The sequence below is a fragment of the Clostridium sp. 10cd* genome, from assembly GCF_044336395.1.
GTDB classification, from domain to species: domain Bacteria; phylum Bacillota_I; class Bacilli_A; order Erysipelotrichales; family Erysipelotrichaceae; genus Clostridium_AQ; species Clostridium_AQ innocuum.
Genome location: NZ_CP172347.1, coordinates 1,264,162 through 1,284,482, shown reverse-complemented (window position 1 = coordinate 1,284,482; position 20,321 = coordinate 1,264,162). Strand labels below are relative to the sequence as shown.

General features: G+C 44.7%; 15 protein-coding genes and 1 pseudogene. 1 reads left to right on the top strand and 15 read right to left on the bottom strand.

Going from position 1 to position 20,321, the window contains the following annotated elements; all coding sequences use genetic code 11:
* Window positions 1-2: 2 nt before the first annotated feature.
* The 15 genes and pseudogenes from ACG3M1_RS06305 to ACG3M1_RS06235 form a co-directional block, all read right to left on the bottom strand.
* Complete coding sequence (locus tag ACG3M1_RS06305) at window positions 3-2,000, bottom strand: alpha/beta hydrolase family protein (RefSeq protein ID WP_008819222.1); 1,998 nt, start codon at window positions 1,998-2,000, stop codon at window positions 3-5.
* A gap of 734 nt (window positions 2,001-2,734) precedes the next feature.
* Window positions 2,735-3,643: a hypothetical protein gene (locus tag ACG3M1_RS06300; protein ID WP_227761321.1), complete on the bottom strand. Its 909-nt coding sequence runs from the start codon at window positions 3,641-3,643 to the stop codon at window positions 2,735-2,737.
* Window positions 3,644-4,303: 660 nt separating this feature from the next.
* Window positions 4,304-5,577: pseudogene (locus ACG3M1_RS06295) on the bottom strand (putative bifunctional diguanylate cyclase/phosphodiesterase).
* Window positions 5,578-6,874: 1,297 nt separating this feature from the next.
* Window positions 6,875-7,648, bottom strand: a complete 774-nt coding sequence (locus tag ACG3M1_RS06290; RefSeq protein WP_217793378.1) for an amidohydrolase family protein — start codon at window positions 7,646-7,648, stop codon at window positions 6,875-6,877.
* A 155-nt stretch (window positions 7,649-7,803) separates the two neighbouring features.
* Entirely contained in the window at window positions 7,804-9,120 is a 1,317-nt protein-coding gene (rlmD, locus tag ACG3M1_RS06285) for a 23S rRNA (uracil(1939)-C(5))-methyltransferase RlmD (RefSeq protein WP_100933882.1), read from the bottom strand.
* Between the two features lie 21 nt (window positions 9,121-9,141).
* On the bottom strand, window positions 9,142-9,960 hold the full coding sequence (locus ACG3M1_RS06280; RefSeq protein WP_008819227.1) for a YihY/virulence factor BrkB family protein: 819 nt from the start codon (window positions 9,958-9,960) through the stop codon (window positions 9,142-9,144).
* A gap of 53 nt (window positions 9,961-10,013) precedes the next feature.
* Window positions 10,014-10,499: a DUF4358 domain-containing protein gene (locus ACG3M1_RS06275; protein WP_008819228.1), complete on the bottom strand. Its 486-nt coding sequence runs from the start codon at window positions 10,497-10,499 to the stop codon at window positions 10,014-10,016.
* A 215-nt stretch (window positions 10,500-10,714) separates the two neighbouring features.
* A complete protein-coding gene (locus tag ACG3M1_RS06270; protein WP_002608173.1) occupies window positions 10,715-11,104 on the bottom strand; it encodes an inorganic diphosphatase in 390 nt (129 codons plus the stop codon).
* Between the two features lie 14 nt (window positions 11,105-11,118).
* Entirely contained in the window at window positions 11,119-12,144 is a 1,026-nt protein-coding gene (locus ACG3M1_RS06265) for an alpha-hydroxy-acid oxidizing protein (RefSeq protein ID WP_008819229.1), read from the bottom strand.
* A 330-nt stretch (window positions 12,145-12,474) separates the two neighbouring features.
* On the bottom strand, window positions 12,475-12,912 hold the full coding sequence (locus ACG3M1_RS06260) for a bacteriocin (protein ID WP_008819230.1): 438 nt from the start codon (window positions 12,910-12,912) through the stop codon (window positions 12,475-12,477).
* A gap of 223 nt (window positions 12,913-13,135) precedes the next feature.
* The gene (locus tag ACG3M1_RS06255; RefSeq protein ID WP_009269549.1) at window positions 13,136-15,715 is read right to left on the bottom strand and encodes a heavy metal translocating P-type ATPase; all 2,580 of its coding nucleotides are present in this window, start codon (window positions 15,713-15,715) and stop codon (window positions 13,136-13,138) included.
* Window positions 15,716-15,796: 81 nt separating this feature from the next.
* Window positions 15,797-16,423, bottom strand: coding sequence for a class I SAM-dependent methyltransferase (locus ACG3M1_RS06250; protein ID WP_233105061.1), 627 nt, complete (start codon window positions 16,421-16,423; stop codon window positions 15,797-15,799).
* A gap of 40 nt (window positions 16,424-16,463) precedes the next feature.
* Window positions 16,464-16,823 carry an ArsR/SmtB family transcription factor gene (locus ACG3M1_RS06245; RefSeq protein ID WP_008819233.1) on the bottom strand — a complete coding sequence of 120 codons (360 nt, stop codon included), beginning with the start codon at window positions 16,821-16,823 and terminating at the stop codon, window positions 16,464-16,466.
* Between the two features lie 262 nt (window positions 16,824-17,085).
* A complete protein-coding gene (locus ACG3M1_RS06240; RefSeq protein WP_008819234.1) occupies window positions 17,086-18,240 on the bottom strand; it encodes a glycerate kinase in 1,155 nt (384 codons plus the stop codon).
* Window positions 18,241-19,587 (bottom strand): alanine/glycine:cation symporter family protein, encoded by a 1,347-nt coding sequence (locus ACG3M1_RS06235; RefSeq protein ID WP_008819235.1) that lies wholly within the window; start codon window positions 19,585-19,587, stop codon window positions 18,241-18,243.
* Between the two features lie 112 nt (window positions 19,588-19,699).
* Here ACG3M1_RS06235 and ACG3M1_RS06230 point away from each other — a divergent pair, with 112 nt between their 5' ends.
* Window positions 19,700-20,233 carry a DJ-1 family glyoxalase III gene (locus ACG3M1_RS06230; RefSeq protein ID WP_008819236.1) on the top strand — a complete coding sequence of 178 codons (534 nt, stop codon included), beginning with the start codon at window positions 19,700-19,702 and terminating at the stop codon, window positions 20,231-20,233.
* Window positions 20,234-20,321 lie beyond the last annotated feature (88 nt).

Below are 20,321 nucleotides of genomic sequence, written 5' to 3'. Positions count from 1 at the left end.
ATTTAATCCTTCAGATAGGTATCCATCCAGGTCGTAATTTCCTTTAGACGCTTTACTCTGTGTCTTGGCTTTCCACTCCTGGACAGCTCGTGATTCTCTCCCTTAAACATGCACAAGCGTGTCGCAACACCATGCTCGCACAAGGCACTGTACATCTGCATTCCCTCACTGTATGGACAACGGAAATCCTCATCACTATGGATAAACAGCGTCGGCGTCGTACACTGATTTGCATATTTCAAAGGAGAGTGCCACCACAGCTTATCTACATTTTTCCATGTGTCAGCACCCTGCTGATCAGCACCGAACATTTCTCCGATATCCGATGTGTGCGCAAAGCTTATCCAGTTGGAGATAGAACGCTGACTTGCCGCAGCCTTAAATCGATCAGTATGACCGATGATCCAGTTTGTCATGAATCCGCCATAGCTGCCACCTGTCACACCGACACGCGCGGTATCTATCGCCGGATATTTCTTCAGTACCTCATCTGTGAATTTCATCAAATCCTCATAATCAATCGTACCGTACTTACCACGGATATCCGCAAAGCTGTTACCTCTGCCATCGCCTCCACGCGGATTCATAAAAAACACAAAATATCCCTGATTTGCCCACACCTGCATTTCATGATAATAGACCTCGCCATACACCGTCTTCGGTCCGCCATGAATATCCAGAATTGCCGGATAGGATTTCTTTGGATCAACCCCCCTTGGCTCCAGCACCCAGCCATACAGCTCCATTCCATCCTGTGTGAAATTGCATGGTACGCATGGACGAATATCCTTCTCCGCGTAAAATTCCTCATTGAATCCGGTTAACTGCCTACAGCTTTTTCCGTGCATATCATATGAATACAGCTCCTGTAGACGCATATCCTGCATACCTGCAAAATACAAACGGTCCTTTGCAAGTGCGATGACATCCACACTTCCCTCCCTGTCATACACAGGTGTAATGCTTCCATCACTATGCAATGCATATACACTGCTCCTATTGAACAATGTCGTAATAAAATACACCGTATCCTTATACAGACAGATGCTCTTACCGCCACCATAACGACAGTCACTGCCTACGCTGGAGCCAACAGCATCCTCATAGGAGGCAAACAGCTCTACCGCTCCGCTTTTTGGATTCAGCTGATAAAACATGCCGTTTTCATTCAGACCGTAGCGCTTCTGTTCACTCGCCAGCATCATAATGTTATCCTTCCATGGCAGAATTTTCCCAATCGACCACTGCCCTGCAGGAAGAATTTCACGATGCTCTCCTGTATTTCGGTAATAAGCATATACCCCTTCCTTATTTATGGGTTTACATGCGTAGCTCTCACCTGTGTAATATACAATCTCATGATTATCCGAAAGCTCTACATCATATACATTGCAGGTTTCTTCACTGATGCGCACTATATCTTCATCATGCTCGCGATACAGGAACAGGCTGTTTCGTTTCTTATTCGTATATCCCATGCCATTTCCATAAAAGGGCAGCTCATCCAGAACCTCATAATCCTGCATATCCTTCTTTTCCTGAAGGATTTTATCCTTCTCATCGGCATTCATTTGATACATGCGGGAATATTCCAAATGATAATCCGCACAGAATACATATTCTCCATCTGCCGCCTTCTTGATGGAAGTTACCTGTAATGGTATGGTAAAAGCCTTAACAGCCTCTCCTCCATGAATGCTGATTCGATAGAAGCAGGTTCTCTCCTCTCCGTTTTCAACAGCCTTTCGATCCTCCTCATCCCGCATATTGGCAAACAGAACAGTTTCATTATCATCCCATAAATAGAGCTGTTCCTTTCCATGGCTGGTCAGCTGCCGCACAGTATCGCCATCCGTCAGATACAGCTTCATCTGATAGCTGTTATCTTTCTCCACACACTTACTTCCGACAAAAACACCATGCTCCTCATCCAGTGCAAATGACAGATTACTCAGATATGTAAAATCCAGAAAATCCTTTAATTTAATTGTATCCTTCATAATACCCTCCTCTTATGCTCTTCCTTTATTCTAGTACAAAACCCCTGAAATAAAAAGTCTTTTAGAGAAATCCGTATGGCTTTCCACTTTCAAGCCATGCATAGGCGGCTTAACGGATAGACCCCCTTACTTTATAATCCCGACAATGCGTTTCCTAAACCATTATATTGAGAGCCTGGATTTGCAGTTCCTTTATCGTCATAGTATTTCATCTAAAGAAAATGTAATTTCTCATGGTAAACCATCTGTTTTCCCTTTTGTTTGTTTTTGTATGAAAAAGCGTTCCTGATAATTATATGCATTTCATAATAGTGAGTAAACAGGATCAGCTGAATCTGTAAAAAACAGATGCTTTGAAACGAACCCCAAAGTTTGGACAGCCAAGGGTTCACTTCACTTTCCGGTATCTTCCCTGTATCCTCTATTTTTTATCACCACGTGTTCTTTGTTATACTGATGAAGCAATTACTTTTATGAAACATATCCTACATATATTCACCTTCCCACGATCTCACACAGCCTCCTCCCTGTAAGCATGAAAAAGAAGATGACCAGGCATTCGCTATAAGTCATCCTCCTATAAATCATTCATTTTTCCGTTACTGTCAAACATTTACCCTGACATAAAACCGCTTTATCACAAGCCGTTGGCTATGCTGTCCTATAGGCATGGATGTGATGGATCCAGCCGTTTACAGCAGAGATTTGATACAGTCTTACGACAATGCACGGTTTTATGCAAAGGTCTCATACAGCATCAGCTTCTGCATGGTAACGCTGCTCTTCCACCAGTTTGCACTCAGGCGAAATTCGTTCTCATACCCCTGCCATACCCAGTTGATATTCCAGCAACCCTCGGCATCCCTTGTTTCCGTAATTCTTTGAACCTCCAGCTTCAGAAGCGTACTATACTCCGGATATAGCGGATGAAGACGATCGTGTATGAAAAATGACGGCGTAATGCAGTATGCATTCCAATGATCAGGATCTTCTTCAATCAATCCCCGCATCAGCTGAATTCCATGGGCAGCGTCAGCATCTGTCTGCGGTCCGCAAAAGCTTCCCGTCTTCTGCAGTTCACGCAGAAGAAACATCATAGACTCCAGAGAATGCGGTTCAACCTCTTTCTGCGAAAGGAATAAATCCAGCATCCGCTGTACCATTGATTCCGCTTTAGTATACAGAGAGCTGTCTTTCTGTGCGAAATTCAGAATGAACCAGCATATATCTGCATTCGGCATATAGACATCAAATGTTTTTATATCTGTCTTCGTCCACCATGGAGCATGCGGATATTCATTATTGGAGGAAAGAATACTGATCCAGAAGCCGTCCTCCATATCCTTTCCACTTTCCAGATAGCGCAGCATCCCCTGTATAACCGGATGTGTTTTATCCTTGTAATCAAGCTCATGAAGAATATGTATCGCATAAAACATCTGAGAGGGTGCAGAGGCAGGATTCCAGCAGTCCGCCTCCAAAGCATGAGCGAATCCTCCATCTGTATTTTGATAATACTGCAATTCGTCAACCACTGCCCCTGCATCACCACCCTCAAAGTAAAAACGCCATTTTGCCAGCTCCAGCCCTCTGGCATTGCAATGCATCCATCGGCCTGTTTTTGTTATATCCAGGTTTGTCATTGTCTAATCTGCGCAGTGCCTATTCTGCTGCGCTTCCTTTCTTTTTACGTATGATATCACAGGTGCTCCTGAACGGCTTGTAAGAACAGGACATGTTTCCTTATATGATATCGCTCAGGTACAGCTCCTATACTACCACAGGATAAGAGTGAGCCGGTGAAGTAATACTGCAGCTTATCCTGCAGATTGCGAATAAAACAAAGCATGATCGCAAGTTATGCGAAAAGCTGCATTGAAAGAAACCCTGTGCACAAAAGCATATATCATTCAAACGTATCATGAATTCTGAAAACGGTATAAGAAAAAGAGGAAATCGAGAAACGGTTCTTTCTTACTTTAGGGTGTTTGCAAAGGGAGACTTCAACTTCTATTGATAACTACAATCGTATGAATGTCTCCCTATGTTAAGTTTACCCACAAATCGAGAAAGCACCTGAGAAACTGCATCATCTCATATTCCTCTTGTGCCTGTTTTGAAATACATGATTCTGAACGAGTCTCAATCGATCCCGTTATTCTTTCAAACGTATTGGTTATGACAAATATGTGGTATTGATCATCCTATGCCACAAAACCTGTATTTCAGGTGATATTGATCATCATATCCCACTAAAACTGAATTTCAGAAAGGCTGCCCTGTGTTTGTGGCAGTTTTCGTCTTTATTCGTTTGAAGTCTTCCCCGTCCTGTTGTATTCAGAATTCGTGTCCGTTTTTGCTTTCCTTGCCGAAAACGCCAAAACTTCAAAATTCTCAATTGACAACGGTTTGGAGAATACATATCCCTGCACCATATCGCAATCTGCATTTCGCAAAAATTCCACCTGTGTAAAGGTTTCCACGCCCTCTGCCACAGTCTTCATCCCAAGCTTTCTGGCAAGCTCAATCGCAGTCTCCACAACATCATTGCCTCTTGGATCCCCTTCCTTATCGAAGAATGCACCATCCAGCTTTAATATGTCAACCGGTATTTCCTTCAATACGTTCAGGGAGGAATAGCCGCTTCCAAAATCATCCATCGAGCATTGAAAGCCTGCCGCATGAATCTGTGCAATGACATTTTTCAGCAGCTCCAGATTTTCAAATACCACAGTTTCCGTAAGCTCAAACTCAAGCAGATGGGAAGCTATACCATATGTTTTCTGTATTGCCTCATACTTTTTCAAAAACTGCGGATCCAAAAGATGATTTCTTGACAGGTTCACAGAGATTGGAATAGGCGCGATTCCCCTGTTTTCCCAGTCCTGCAAGAACGGCAGACGCAGTCAAACACATACAGATCCAGCTTGACAATGAAGCCGTTTTTCTCAAAGAACGGAATAAATTCCCCGGGTGATATCAGTCCATCCTGTGAATTCCAGCGAACCAGTGCCTCTGCTCCGACGATTTCACTCTTCTCCAGATTGATTTTCGGCTGCAGATATACAATAAATTCACCATTCTCAAGAGCCTGCTGCATGGAATTCTCCATTTTCTTCTCTTTCAGCATCTGCACACGGTCATAGTCATCATAAAATACACAGGAGCACATATGGCGACTGATCATGTCCTTATTGTTTTTTCTGGCGGTGTTTGCCCGATCACGTATATTGACGATATCAATACTGCTGTCTGTCACAATATAGATGCCGCAATCCAACGGCAGATAATAGGTTTGTTCCTTACTCTGATTATAGGAGTTCACCTTATCCGTCATTGCTTCCAGACGTTCACGAATCTCTGCCATATCCGTTGTAAACAACACCAGATTGTATGTATCCGATGAGATTCTGGCAAGAAATTCACCTTCCTTCAAATAGGATTGCAGGCAGTCATGCACATACTGCAATACCCGATCTCCATCCCTGCTCCCGAAGGAGTCATTGATGAGCTTGAATTTACGAATATCGACGGAAACGAACGCAAAGGGCTGAAAATTATCCAGAATTCCCTGCATCTCCTTTTCAAACCGTGGTGCAGTAAAGCCGTTGGTCACAGGATCCACATAGGCAACACGATAGATTTCCTTATTGAATTTCGTATTCGTAAACAAAATATAGAGAATAAGGATACCGAAGACCAGAAAGATAAATACATTGATCATAACGGAAAAATTCGTATAGTCCTGTATATTTTTGGCATAAATCATACTTGGTGCTATGGACAACAGGTACAAGCTCCCCTCCTGCAGAGGTGTATAGTACAGAGTCCTTTCCTCAGGTTCTCCACGGACATCCTGATGCACCATATAATGTATGGTACCGCTTTTTCTGTTATGGATATCCGACTTCATTTTAGAAAGAGAGCTTCCGCTGTCGATATCCGCCACATCCTGAATGCTTTTATAGAAGTCATTTTTCAGGAATACGGCGTATGGATTACTGGAATGCATTATAAAATCGCCATCCTGCGAAATGATATAGCTGAAGCCAACGCCGTTGAAGGTATCGGTATCCGAGAGCAGCTGCAGATTTTCCGTATTGCTCCAGGCAACCATCGCTCCTTTTATGTGCCCCTGTACATAAAAAGGAACCGCATACAGAATTCCCGTTTCATCATACAGCGTTTCCAGCTGCTTACTCACGCCGCTTTTCTGCTTATGGAGAGCATCCAGAACGATTTCCAGCTTTGTGACAGAGACTGTCTTATGATTTTTTACATGCAGAAGACCGTTCATATCCACATAGCCAATCCAGGAGAAGTCGTTCTCCTTTAGAACACTGTCTATGATGGTCTGTCCGACAGCATCGGTTGTGGCAATCTCTGACAGATTTGCACTGACCTCACGCAGCTGTGCAATATTCTTTGCAATGTTTTGATCCACTCTGCTTGATGTCTGTTTCGATAATTCAGAAAGATACCGCTGTGTTTCATTCATAATCAGTGATTTGCTCTGCTGTATCATCATAGAACTCAAACCAATCATTGTTATGATCATGAGAATCAGAATACCGATGGTCAGCTTTGTATGCGTTTTCTGCTTTTTTCCCAGGGAATACATATGCGCCCCCCTCTCAACATTCAATTACAGGTATTATACTATAGATTGTTGAAAAGAGGAACTCTCTTTGCTGTAAGTCCGCAAAAAAAGGCGAATTCTGCATACAAATCATCCAATGGCATAGGAAAAGCTGAATGTATTGGATACAACTGCACGAGTTGTCTGTCCACCATAGTGGATAGCTACAGACACAGGCTGTATGTATATCAATATGGCTATATATATTCATAAATTTATGCAGTGCTTCATTTTCCTACGCCAAATGAAAAACACGGTATGCAGTTTTATACAACAGCCTGCTTTGTATATCATCCGATACTGCCAGAGACATCGCGAATTCCAAATGATCTGCCTGAGAGCACCCTGCATAATCAGAGCCGAACATGATAGCGTCCGGATGTCTTTGCAATTCGGATTGAACAGCCTTTCTCATATCCGCTGTCATTTGTACATCCGCAATGGAGGAAATATCAAACACGATGTTATTTACATTTTTATACCGTTGAAAGCATGCCTCTACATTCGGATAATGGCAGTGACAGCAGACAAAGGTGATATTTGGATGTTGTCGTACCGCTTCGCATACGGCAAAATAGGATGCATATTGTGAGCTGTCTTTTTCCGAATGAAACAGCACCGGCACATTATATGTTTCAGCAAGCGCATAAACCGGCTCCAGTATATTGTCTGACAGATAAAACGACTCATGTCCGCAAAACAGCTTGATTCCTACAATCTTTTTTTCAGATAGAGCCGTATCCAGCAGTTTACATTGCTCCTTGTAATTGAAGAAAGGACTGATTCCGCCAACGACATGAACATAGCAGGTATCTGAGAACAGTTCCAGACAATCCTTTAAGCTTCCAATTTCACTTGTAATTGCGGAATCACTGATGACGATTCCCTCATCAATGCCGTTTTTTTGCATTTCCTTAAGGAGTATTTCTTTTTTCTCCGACAAGGATATTCCCTGGGTCGGCAGATGCATATGGGCATCTAGGATTCTTCTTTTCTGTTCGCTATCCATACGGCTGTCTCCTTAGTATCCTTGCGATTATTTACACATAACCCTCTGGAAAAAAGATAGATTGACTCTGACAAATATAAGGAAAGGAATTTCCAATATCCAGCACTTTTCCGCCTGACACCAGAAATCCCTTGTTTTAGATGTTCTTTGACACTTTATTTATTCTTTCGTGACATCAAGACAACACTCTCAACGTGTGGAGTATGAGGAAAGATATCAATTGGCTGAATCCTGTCTACATTATAACGTGAGCACAGCACAGCCAGATTCTTTCCAAGCGTTGCCGGATTACAGGAAACATAAATGATATTTTTTATTTTACTTCGCAGAATGCATTCCAGCATGGCGTCATCCAGACCGCTTCTTGGCGGATCCACAACCAGTACATCAATACTGCGTTTCTTTGACAGATAGGTCAGCTTGTTTGCCGCATCGTCACACAGAAAGGAAACATGCTCACAGCCATTCAGCGCTGCATTTTGATTGGCATTCACGACCGCATCCTTTATGCTTTCGATTCCGATGATTTCCTTTGCCTTATCCTTCAGATATAAGGAAATTGCACCGATACCACTGTAGGCCTCCACGATCAGCTCATTGTCCTCCTTCACCATGGATGCAATCGTCCGATACAGCTGCACTGCCTGTTTGCTGTTCAGCTGAAAGAATGACCGCGGTGAAATTCGAAGCTTTAAGCCATCCAGCTCCATTGAAAGACTCGTTTCACCTGCCAGATGCATCATTTTATTACCGAACACCTCCGGTGTCTTTTTAATTGTATGTATACTCTGCCACAGACTCGTAAGCCCCTTTATCCGCATCAGATCAGAAACCAGGCGTTCATCAAGCTCATCATTGCCCGTAACAATTGTACACTGGTAGCGATTGTCAAAGCCGCGAACCACCAGATTGCGGATACCTTTTTTATCATGCGGATTATAGGACACACAGCCGTGTGTATTCAACACATGCATGATATCCATACGGACCCGTTCCAGACCGTCCTCATGTATCCAGCATTTTTTTACATCGATAAAATAATTGGAATTCGGCATAAACAAGCCGCTGACCAGACGTCCTTCCTCCATGGCACAGGGCAGCTTAAATTGATTCCGGTAACCGAATACATCCTCACTCGCCTTTACACGGGCAACCTTTCTAGGATCGATTTGCGCATATTTTATCAGAGACTGCTTCAACAGATCCTGCTTGTATTCCAGCTGTGCCGGATAACGGGCAATCATCAGTGGACAGGCACCGCAGGTATTCTGAATAAAACATTTCGGACGGATGCGGTTCTTACTGCTCTTAACCACCCGCAGCAGCTCCGCTGTCGCATAGCGCTTCTGTTTATCCACAATGCGGATTTCCACTTCCTCACCGATCAGTGCCTGCGGTACAAATACCGGCATGCGGTCGATATACCCGATTCCTTCCCCGTTGATCCCTGTTTTCTTTATAGTTACTTTCATATAATTCTTCCTCTTCCTTCTTTAAAAACGGCTGCGTATTCTCTTCGTCAGCTCACTGCACAGAATAAAAAACTTCTCATTTTTTAACGGCAGTGCTTCCTCTCTGCCATAATCCTCCTCACAAATCAGATTCAGACAAAATCCCAGATAAATGATGCAGGATATCAGATAGATGGCCAGCAGCAGGGTGACCAGAGATGCAAGAGGGCCGTAAACATCCTTATAGGATGTAAAATGACTGACAATTGTTACAAATAAGGCAGCCAGCCCCAGGATGCAGATGGTTGAAAACATCGCTCCGATGATACCGAATGACCAGTTCCGCTTCCGAAAGCTCAATGCCCGATACATCATGGTGAACAACAGCAGCATGATAACTGCGGACACAATCGGCAGAAACTCATTCAGCCTTGTTGCTATGAATATGGATAAGACCAGCAACAGAACAAGGGACACAAACAGCACCACGGACTTAATGCGAATCGACCACTTGGGAACCTCTACACTCTCATGGGAGGCACTGATCAGCAGAAAGGAGAAAATGCTCCTGCTTGCCAGATAAAAGGACACGCACATTGTCACAATAAAGGAGGTGATGTTGTAATTCTGATTTGCGAAGAACTGAAATACCTGATCCAGTCCGTCCATACTCATATCCGGCATAAAGCTGATCAGAAACTTCATAATGATATCCATCGGCAGATATGCAAAGCGAAACAGCATCGCAATCAGCAGCAGACTGGGGGCAAGTGCCAGCAGCAGAGAAAAAGAAAGGGAGTATTTAAAGAGACTTCCTTCAAACGATGTAAATTCCCGATACAGATCCATGATCCACTTCATACCTTCACCTGCCTTGCTTCATTAACTGCTCTACTATACCATAAATGCATGCGTTATGCATCCATCTTCTGCATATAGTTTACCACCTTTTCACTGTCTGAACCAAGAACAAAGTAATAATACTGACCGATTCTGCCTTCTTTTGCCTGATACAGCAGGTCTGCCGCCTCCGGAACATAAGCGCCCCACTGCTTTTTCAATGCTTCCTTGCGGCTTTTGATCGCCTTCTTCACATCCCCCTCATGTTCCTTCTTCACCTGAAACAATGCAATTTCTCCAAGCTGTGCCTGCACAGCAGCGGTTTTCACCATACAGCTTTCTATTTTCGTCATATCCAGCTGATAGAGTGCTTCCACCTCCCGCTCACTCAGCGCAGTGTCCTTTAACAATGGAATTGAAAAGGCTCCGTCCGCAATCTGTTCGTTGATATCCGCAAATACGCTGGAAAGATTTTTATCCCCCTGTGCAAAGGTACCCGTATTCTTTTGGCACCCGCTCATCAGGCATAGCAGCAATCCTATAATCAATAGTTTTTTCATGCAAAAGACCTCCTTTTCTACTGTATGGAAAAAAAGAAGAATTCATGCATGGTAAGAATCAAAAAAACAACAGCTCCTGCATAAAATACCGGGAAACGGCAGGAAGCTCTTTCCACATACAGGGGATAGCACCTCCCCGTTCTATATATGCCTTGTATCACAAAACAGCTTTATTCCCTGTCCATAAATATGAAAAAAAGCTGAATTACTTCAGCCTAATCGTTCTGTGCCCATTCCGGAACTTCATTTCCGCGACGAATCAATACAGCCTTCTGAAATTCTGTCTGATTCAGAAATTCCAGAATATCATTTTCGTCTTCCTCCGTACAGCCAACCAGCAGCTTGACCTCGCAGTCTTTTTTCAATATATCTGCGCTGATTACAACGGATTGTACAAGATTGCTTTTCTCACTGCCTCTGAACACATCAATCGGTGCCTGATCAGAGCCTGTGGTATCATTCAGATACCCGTAATCCACCGGATATACCAGGTTGCTGTATTTGTAATGACAGGTATTTCTAGGCCTGTCGATTACGAGCTTGCTTGATAAAAACAAAGTATCCAGCTTCTGCCAGAAAAATGCATTGTTCTCAAAAGAATTCATAATGATCTCCTCCTTTAGAATGTTACGCTGACGCAATCTCTGGTTATATCCTGAATCGTCTTACAACCAGCCATTGCCATCGCTTCTTTTAACTCCAGTCTGATTTTTTCCAAATAGGTCACAAGGCCGTCGCTGCCATCTCCAATAACCGCCTGGGATACCGGTCGGCCGATCAATACGCCGTCAGCTCCCAGTGCAAGTGCTTTGAAAACGTCATTTCCTGTACGGAACGCGCCGTCCACAAATACCTTCATACGTCCGTCTACCACCTTTACGATGTCCTCCAGCACTTCGATACCGGACAGACAGTCATCCAGAACACGGCCGCCATGGTTGCTTACAATAATACCGGATGCTCCTGCCTCCAGTGCCTTGCGGGCTCCCTTCACGCTGAGTATCCCCTTCAGAATAAAAGGAACATCTCCACAGATTCGCGTAATTTCCTTTAGCTCCTCAACATTTTTAAACCCGACTGGTGTAATGCTTGTTCTCAGATTTGTCAGACCGCTGGCATCAATATCACTGGCAATTGCCAGCGCATGTCCTTCTTTCGCCAGTTCGATCCGCCAAGCCATATGTTCCCTGCTCCACGGCTTAATCGTCGGCACACCGAAGCCTTCATGCTGTGCGACCACAGACATCGGACCTTTGAACATTTCATCATGCATACCGTCTCCGGTAAATGCCAGCGTACCCGCACGGCGGCAGCCATCCACCAGCGCTCTGGTATAGCTCATATCATCCAGCTCTGCACCATAATTCTGCAGGATACCGCTGATTGGTGCCGCATACACCGGAAATGATACCTTATGGCCAAAAAATTCGGAAGTCGTATCGATTTCCGTATTGTCACTGATTGTATCCATGGTAATGAATACCTTTTTCAGCATTTCAGCATTTCTTACAAATGCACTCCCGCTGCCCTTTCCTCCGGGACCGGGTGTTTCGCCTCGACATGCCAATCCATTGCATACCGGACAGCATCTGCATTTTGCGCACAGAGTTTTTGCGTTTGCATAAACCTCCTGCCACGTTTTCATATCAACACATCACTTTCTTCAACTTCCATGAAAAGCTTTCTTACTCACTTTACTATTATAGCGGTTATGAAAAAAATTATCAATCCTTTTAAAAGATTTTCATAAGTTTTTTCATTTTATGTCATTCTCCTGTCATAAAATCTGTGCAGGACACATAACATAAGAGAATACCCCCTGTCTGATTCCTACCTGAAAATAGGCAAAGTCGTAATGACCGAGACAAAAAAGAATCAACCTCATTGTTTTTAAGCGATGAAATTGATTCCCTTCTGTCCCAGGATGCAACGATATTCTAAAGCATGAAATAAACGTTTTTCCATCCTCCTGTTTCTATTTCAGATTCTCGATATTATGCTTCTTTACCCATTCCCAGAACTCCAGCGGATTTTCTTCATCAAAGCCGGTGATGTCATCCTTGACCACCCCATCCTTAATATAATAAACATGCGGTGTTGTCCCGGGCTTTTCCAGTCTGGTTTTCAACAGGTCATTATCCGCGTACAGATTCTCGGTCGTGGAATCATCCATTTTTACATTATAGATGGTCGTCGGATGATCCTCGATCGTATCGTCAAGCATCTTGTGTATCAGCTGGCAATAATAGCATTTATCTCTTGTAATCATAAGCAGAAACGTTTCTTTTTTATCCATTTTGGAAAACGCATCCTCGATTCCAATCTGTTGCACCTTCCCCTTTTCCTGCACCTTATTACTGCAGCCGGTAAGCAGAAGCATACAACAGAAAACAGACAGTATAAATTTTTTCATGATATCACCTCATCCTTTCGGAATATTCCCTATTATACCCATTTCCCTTACATTATTCAACAGCAATCAGACACATTGAAACGCTGAGTCTTCCTCTTTCACTGTCATATGTATGGATAATCGCTTTCCTTCCTATCAGAAAAAAGCAGCTGTGAAACAAAGCAAAAGAAAAGAGGCTTCTGTTTCCAAAAGCTTCTCTTTCTATGCAATACAAACAGTTAGACTACCGTATCTTTAAAGCGCGCATGGAATTCAGAATGGCGATCAGTGTCACACCGACATCCGCAAACACGCCCATCCACATATTTGCCATGCCAAAGGCTGTTAAGATCAGGATTACAACCTTGATTCCCAGAGAGAATACAATGTTCTGCCATAAAATCTGCATGGTTTTTCCTGCGATGCGGATTGCAGTGCTCAATGCAGAAGGATCATCCTTCATCAAGACGACATCCGCCGCTTCAATTGCGGCATCACTTCCAATGCCTCCCATCGCAACACCGATATCAGCTCTTGCAAGTACCGGCGCATCGTTGATGCCATCGCCGACAAAGGCCAGCTTGCCATGCTCACTCTCCTGCTGCAGCAGTTCTTCGACCTTTTCCACCTTATCCGCAGGAAGCAGCTGCATGTGAACCTCATCCAATCCAAGAACGGACGCAACATGCTCTCCCACCTTATAGCGGTCACCGCTCAGCATAACACATTTCTTAACACCGCTGCTTTTCAAAGAAGCAATGGCTTCCTTACTAGTTTCCTTGATTTCATCATCAATAACAATATAGCCCTCATATGTGCCGTCAACGGCGATATGCACGATTGTTCCCAATGCATCATGTTCTTCATAGGTGATACCATTTGCCTGCATCAGCTTGTAATTTCCCACCAGCAGCTCATGCTGATCCAGCTGTACATGAATCCCGTTTCCGGCAACCTCTTCATACCGGCTCAGTCTTTCCGCATCGATCGTCTTTGCATATGCCTTGCGAATGGAAAGTGCAATCGGGTGAGTGGAATAATTTTCCGCATAGGCTGCCATTTCCAGCAGTTCATCCTCACTGCGCTGTATGGCATGTATCTGTGTCACTGTAAATACGCCCTTTGTCAGAGTACCGGTTTTATCAAACACAACCGTATCGATATCCTTCAATGCCTCCAGATAATTGCCGCCCTTAATCAGTATACCGGATTTGCTTGCTGCTCCAATCCCGGCAAACATGCCCAGAGGAACACTGATAACCAGTGCACACGGACAGGACACAACAAGGAAGGTCAGTGCCCGATACAGCCAGTCAGTGAAGACGGCATCCGGTATAAACAGCATCGGCAGCACAACCAGTGCGATTGCCAGAAAGACAACCGTTGGCGTATACACCTTTGCAAAGCGTGTGATGAATTTTTCCATCGGTGCTTTTTTACTGCTCGCATTCTCCACCAGCTCCAGAATACGCGATACGGTAGATTCCCCATACGCCTTGCTGACCTCCACCTTCAGCACACCGCTTAGATTGACGACGCCTGCAAGTACCTCATCCTGCACACCGACATCTCTTGGAAGGGATTCTCCTGTCAGAGCCGAGGTATCAAGAGAGCTCGTTCCTTCAACGATCACACCATCCAGCGGTACCCGCTCACCCGGCTTGATCACAATCAGATCATGAAGGCCAACCGCCTCCGGTGAAACTCTGACCTCTTTTCCATCCTTCCACAGATTGGCATAGTCTGCACGGATATTCATCAGGGAGGAAATCGATTTTCTGGAACGATTCACTGCATAGGACTGAAACATCTCCCCGATTTCGTAAAAAATCATAACAGCAACTGCTTCCTCATAGGAGCCGATAGCCAGTGCTCCGATCGTCGCAACACTCATCAGGAAGTTTTCATCAAAAACCTCCCCCTTCAGTATATTGCGCAGTGCAATATAGACCACCTTACCTCCTGCCATCACATAGGCAGCCAGAAACAGCCAGACAGACCAGGACTGTGCTTCCAATACAACAGCTGCCGCAAACAGCAGAATTCCCAGATACAGCCGTGCGTTTTCCTGAAAGGAAAACATTCGGGAAGGCTTTTCCTCTTCTGTAGATTTCTCCCGCTCAACAGTCACACCGTCCTCCAGGGTAGGTATAACCGCCATAATCGCTTTGATGGTGTCCTCGCTGCGGCTTGCATCCTGCAGCTCAACAAACAGAACTCCCTGTGAAAAGTTCATACTGGCATCCTTTATATTGTCCATCTTGCGGACATATGCTTCGATTTTATTTGCACAGTTTGCACAATCGAGATTTTTCACATACAGCTTGAGTGCTCCCTGAATTTCACGATCCTCATGTGCTTCATGAGCATGGTCATGCCCGCAGCCACAGCCTTCATGATGATGGTGTCCGTCGTTTTCATGTGCATGCGACCCATTGCAGGCATCGTGGTGATCATGTCCATCCGTGTGTGCACAGGCACAATCTGCATGGTCGTGATGATGCGCTTTTTTGCAGCCGCAGTCTTCCTGTGCAGAATAGTGTTCCTCTGCCTTGGAATGTCCAGCTTTCCCGCTTGCCCCCTGCTTTCCGGCAGAAGCTGCCTTTTTATCATCCTTACGCCGCAGGATTACATCCGGTTCAATCGCCTGCACCGTTTCTTCGAGCACAGCTTCAATCCCCTCATGCTCCATATCTACAAACATCCTTTTACTAACAAAATCCACCGAGCATTCCTTCACACCCTTGATTTTTCCTACATGCCTTTCAATCTTCATTGCACAGTTGGCGCAATCAAGCTCATCCAGTATATATATGCGTTCCATATGCTGCCTCCTTACCTTATAATTACTTGTGTTATTGCCTCTTCTGTATAAAATTGTACAAAAGCTTTATGTTCTACGTTCCTAAACATTTCCGCGTTTTGCACGAATACAATAGGATTTTTCCTTTTTCACTTCATGAACCTCAATAGACGTATATCCGTTATGCTTCAGTGCCGCTTTCACATCCTTTGGATCGTATAGCTGAAAGCCGTATTCACGTAAGGGAAGACGTGACATAAAACGCTTATCATAGAAGGCCAAAAGCAGCGTACCCTGCGGCTTGAGTATACGTGCTATCTCACACAGCCCCTTGTCCAGTGATTCCCAGAAATAAATCGTGTTAATGCTGTATACCGTATCCATACAGGCATCTGCAAATGGCAAGGATTCTGCACTGCCCATAGCAAGCTTCAGATATCCCTGCTGCAGGCTTGGCAGCAGCTTCCATTCCACCGCAGTCATACAGCTTTCACTGATTTCCGTCCCATAAACACTGCAGCAGCCCTTTTTCAACACTCGCTTCAGCATGTTCCCGTTTCCAAAGCCGATATCCAGAATACATCCCTGCAGCGGCAGCTCCTTTAAGACCCGGTGATACTGTGCGCGATTCATAATATTCATTACTCGCGTTGCACAGCGTCCGCCAAAGCCGGTTGGCCTGCGAAACTGCGACACTATCCTGCAAGGATACAGAATTCCAGAGGTCATAGGCTGTGCCTTCCTGAAACAAAACCTTTTCGACAGCATATCATCCCTCCATAATATGGGATAAACCTGCATCAAATATGAGCTGAATATGTTCATCATCCAGAGAATAGTAAATATTTTTCCCGCTTCTGCGGTACTTTATCAGGCGATTCTGCCGAAGAACGCTCAGCTGATGGGAAACTGCGGAGTGTGTCATTTCCAGCAGCTCCGACAAATCACATACACATAGTTCTTCCTGAAACAGCGCACTCAGTATTTTCAGTCTTGTCGGATCCGAAAACATCTTAAACAGGGTACCCAGATTCTGAAACTGTTCCTGACTCAGCAGAGTATCCTTTAATCTTGCAACGGTATCTGTATGCACCTCTGTTACTTCACATTCCATAGCTTCCTTTACCATTTGATTTCCTCATTTCTTTTAACATATGAACATCTGTTCATATGTATTATATGTGAGAATCCGCATTTTGTAAATAGAAAAATAAAATCTTTTTAAAATCATAAGACTGCAAGCCGAACGGACACAATGCATTACAGACGCACAACCGCCAAATTCACAGCCTGTTCGCTTATGCTATATCATATACCGGTTCAAAAACGAAAGAAGCGCTCCATTGATTTACAAAACCGCAGAACCATATGACCGTAAAAAAAAGAACAGATCATCCTCTGTTCCCGTTGATGCGATTCATGTAATACATAACCGTTTTCATTACCCCATAGGTGGTGGCTGTCAGCTTATCCGGAGCATTATCCAAAGCCTGCTGAAACGTCATAGCCCGATCCGCTATACTGTATATTCCGATAAATCCAAGATCATAAAGCTCCTGATATCCGATTCCCAAGGCACCGCTGATACAGATACATGGCTTATGATGGCGGTTGGCAACCTTCAGGATTCCCACCGGAACCTTTCCAAACATCGTCTGACGGTCACTTTGCCCTTCTCCTGTAATCACAAGATCACAATCCTTCACCTGCTCCTCCATGTCACTGAAGGACAGCAGCAGCTCAATGCCGGAAATCATGTTCGCATGCAGGATACCGATCAAAACAGCACCGATGCCCCCTGCCGCTCCTCCGCCGTCAAAGGAATCAATATCCACATGCAGATACCGCCGCACCTGATTGCGGAAATTTTCCATTCCCAGATCGATTTTACGAATCTGATTCGGGAAAAAACCCTTCTGTTTTCCGAATACATAGGTTGCCCCGTTTTCTCCCAGCAGATGATTCTTCACATCACAGGCTGCAATCAGTTCAATACCCTCCAGCTTGTTCAGCCGATTGAAATCGATATAGCGGACCTTGTCCAGATTCATCGCCTGCGGGGAAAGATATTTATGGGAGCTGTCATAAAACCGGCACCCCAGTGCCTGCAGAAGACCCATTCCGCCGTCATTGGTTGCACTTCCGCCCAGGCCGATGATAATTTTCCTGCAGCCCTGTGCAGCCGCATCCAGCATAACGGTACCTACACCGTAGCTGCTGCCGAAAAACGGTGCCCGCTTATCCCGCTCATGCATATTTAATCCTATGATATTTGCTACCTCGATCACTGCTGTTTCACCATTCTCAATGATCGTGTACTCACTTATGATTTTCTTTCCATAAGCATCCGTGGTACTTACCGGCTGTTTCCTTCCGTGACAGGTTTCATGAAATGCCTCCACTGTCCCTTCCCCGCCGTCACCAATGACATAGGATGTTGTGATAACAGCATCATCCACCTGTCGAATCCCCAGTTCAATACGTTCGGCAACCTCTCTTGAAGTCATACAGCCCTTGTAAGAATCACAGGCAATTACAACCTTCATCTAATCACTCCCATGTTCTTCCAAATACTCTTTCGTTAATTTTACCACAACTCGGCATAAAATTACCAGAGAAATCAGGTTGGGTATCGCCATGAGTCCGTTCAGCGTATCCGCAACATCCCATACGAATGTCAGCTGCAGCTGTGCTCCGAAAACCAGCAGTACCAGAAAAACCCCCTGATAGATATACAGCATCAGTTTTCCCTTAAACAGATATCGTAAACACTCCCGCGCATAATAATACCAGCCGAGAATGGAGGGAATCGCAAAGGCAACAATGGAAAAGGAGAATATGATACCGCCGAGGTGACCGAAGCCGGAGGTAAAGCAGGCAACCGTTAATGCCACCCCCTCCATCCCGCTGTCGAGCAGTCCACTGGTCAAAATCATCAGACCGGTAATCGTACAGACGACAATCGTATCGAAGAACACCTCAAAGATTCCCCAGAACCCCTGCTCGATTGCATTGGCATGAGAAACGCAGGCATGGGAGATCGGTGAGCTTCCCATCCCCGCTTCATTGGAAAATACGCCTCTGGAAATACCGAAATGCATGGCCCGGCTGATGGCAAAGCCGCCGATACCGCCAACCCCGGCCATGGGACGCATAGCATCATACCATACAAGTCGCAGTGCCTGCGGCAGCGCATCGGCATGCAATACAATCAGATACAGACACGCGGCAATATAAAGCACGGAAATCACAGGAATCGTAATTTCATTAAACCGCATGATAAGATTTCCCTTTCCGAATATGATCCAGGCAATAAAAAGCGCCATGATGAGACCTATGCTCCAGGAAGGTATGGAAATATAAGATGTGATCGTATGTGCAATCGTATTTGCCGGTGTGACATTCCCGATACCAAAGGATGCAAAAATACAAAGCACGGCAAACAAAATACCGAGAAAGCCCATATGGCAGCCGTTCTCCAGTGTTGTCATCGGTCCGCCGATAAAGGTGCCATCCCGTTCCCTCGTACGATAATGGATGGCAAGCACAACCTCTGCATATTTGGTCATCATGCCGAAGATGGCACTGACGCACATCCACAGCAGTGCACCCGGCCCTCCCATCGTCAAAGCCGTGGTAACGCCCACCACACTGCCGACTCCCAGTGTTCCAGCCAGTGCGGTCGCTACAGCCTGAAAGGGAGTAACCCCGTCCCCCTTATCACCTTTTCCCAGTGAGCCCAATGTTTTACGCAGAATCAGCCGTGCATGGGTAAAGGGAAGGAATCTGGTACGCAGCATGAGCCAGAAGCCCGTAAACAATAAAAAAAAGATCATGTACTTCCCCCATACAACCGCATTGAGTTGATCATTCATCAGCATCAGTTTATCCATAACCTCACACTCCTGTTATACTATATTCTTATACCTCTATAAAAAGAATGAAATACAGGGAAGTGAGCAGGAAAAAGGTGATATAATGGTGTCGTTAAGGAGGTCTTGCATTATGAATGTTATGTGTATATTAACGGATGGATTTGAAGAGCTGGAGGCTGTCGGTACGATAGCACTGCTTCGAAGAGCAGGTATCAGGATTGATGTCTATGCGATTGATCACACAGCAGCAACCGGACGCTTTGATATTACCATCAGCAATCTGGCAGATGTTAAGGATGTGAATACGGCAGACTATGATATGCTGTTTCTGCCGGGCGGTCCGCATTATCAGAAGCTGGAAGCCGATGAACGTGTGCTTTCCATTTTAAAGGATTTTATGAATCAGGGAAAGCTGGTGAGTGCAATCTGCGCAGCACCGACCATTCTAGGAAGACAGGGCTATCTCAAGGGTAGAAAGTACACCTGCTTTACAAGTATGAATGAGGATTTCGGCGGAACGTATGTGGATCAGTATGCGGTAATTGATGGAACAATCATCACCGGAAGAAGTGCAGCCGCTGTGATTGATTTCGCCTTCGCCATCATTGAAAAGCTGGAGGGAAGGAAAAAGGCAGAGGAAGTGAAGGCATCGATTTATTATTAACATATTACGGATTAAAAAAGCTTGTACCTGCGCAAAGCTGCAAAAAATAGGCGATTTCTTGTTTCGTCTATTTTTTTATTACATAGAT

Bases quoted from the DNA above. Each gene is read 5' to 3' on its own strand.
- ACG3M1_RS06305 (WP_008819222.1), bottom strand. From the start codon at position 2,000: ATGAAGGATACAATTAAATTAAAGGATTTTCTGGATTTTACATATCTG.
- ACG3M1_RS06300 (WP_227761321.1), bottom strand. From the start codon at position 3,643: ATGACAAACCTGGATATAACAAAAACAGGCCGATGGATGCATTGCAAT.
- ACG3M1_RS06290 (WP_217793378.1), bottom strand. From the start codon at position 7,648: ATGGATAGCGAACAGAAAAGAAGAATCCTAGATGCCCATATGCATCTG.
- rlmD (WP_100933882.1), bottom strand. From the start codon at position 9,120: ATGAAAGTAACTATAAAGAAAACAGGGATCAACGGGGAAGGAATCGGG.
- ACG3M1_RS06280 (WP_008819227.1), bottom strand. From the start codon at position 9,960: ATGAAGTGGATCATGGATCTGTATCGGGAATTTACATCGTTTGAAGGA.
- ACG3M1_RS06275 (WP_008819228.1), bottom strand. From the start codon at position 10,499: ATGAAAAAACTATTGATTATAGGATTGCTGCTATGCCTGATGAGCGGG.
- ACG3M1_RS06270 (WP_002608173.1), bottom strand. From the start codon at position 11,104: ATGAATTCTTTTGAGAACAATGCATTTTTCTGGCAGAAGCTGGATACT.
- ACG3M1_RS06265 (WP_008819229.1), bottom strand. From the start codon at position 12,144: ATGAAAACGTGGCAGGAGGTTTATGCAAACGCAAAAACTCTGTGCGCA.
- ACG3M1_RS06260 (WP_008819230.1), bottom strand. From the start codon at position 12,912: ATGAAAAAATTTATACTGTCTGTTTTCTGTTGTATGCTTCTGCTTACC.
- ACG3M1_RS06255 (WP_009269549.1), bottom strand. From the start codon at position 15,715: ATGGAACGCATATATATACTGGATGAGCTTGATTGCGCCAACTGTGCA.
- ACG3M1_RS06250 (WP_233105061.1), bottom strand. From the start codon at position 16,423: ATGACCTCTGGAATTCTGTATCCTTGCAGGATAGTGTCGCAGTTTCGC.
- ACG3M1_RS06245 (WP_008819233.1), bottom strand. From the start codon at position 16,823: ATGGTAAAGGAAGCTATGGAATGTGAAGTAACAGAGGTGCATACAGAT.
- ACG3M1_RS06240 (WP_008819234.1), bottom strand. From the start codon at position 18,240: ATGAAGGTTGTAATTGCCTGTGATTCTTACAAGGGCTGTATGACTTCA.
- ACG3M1_RS06235 (WP_008819235.1), bottom strand. From the start codon at position 19,587: ATGGATAAACTGATGCTGATGAATGATCAACTCAATGCGGTTGTATGG.
- ACG3M1_RS06230 (WP_008819236.1), top strand. From the start codon at position 19,700: ATGAATGTTATGTGTATATTAACGGATGGATTTGAAGAGCTGGAGGCT.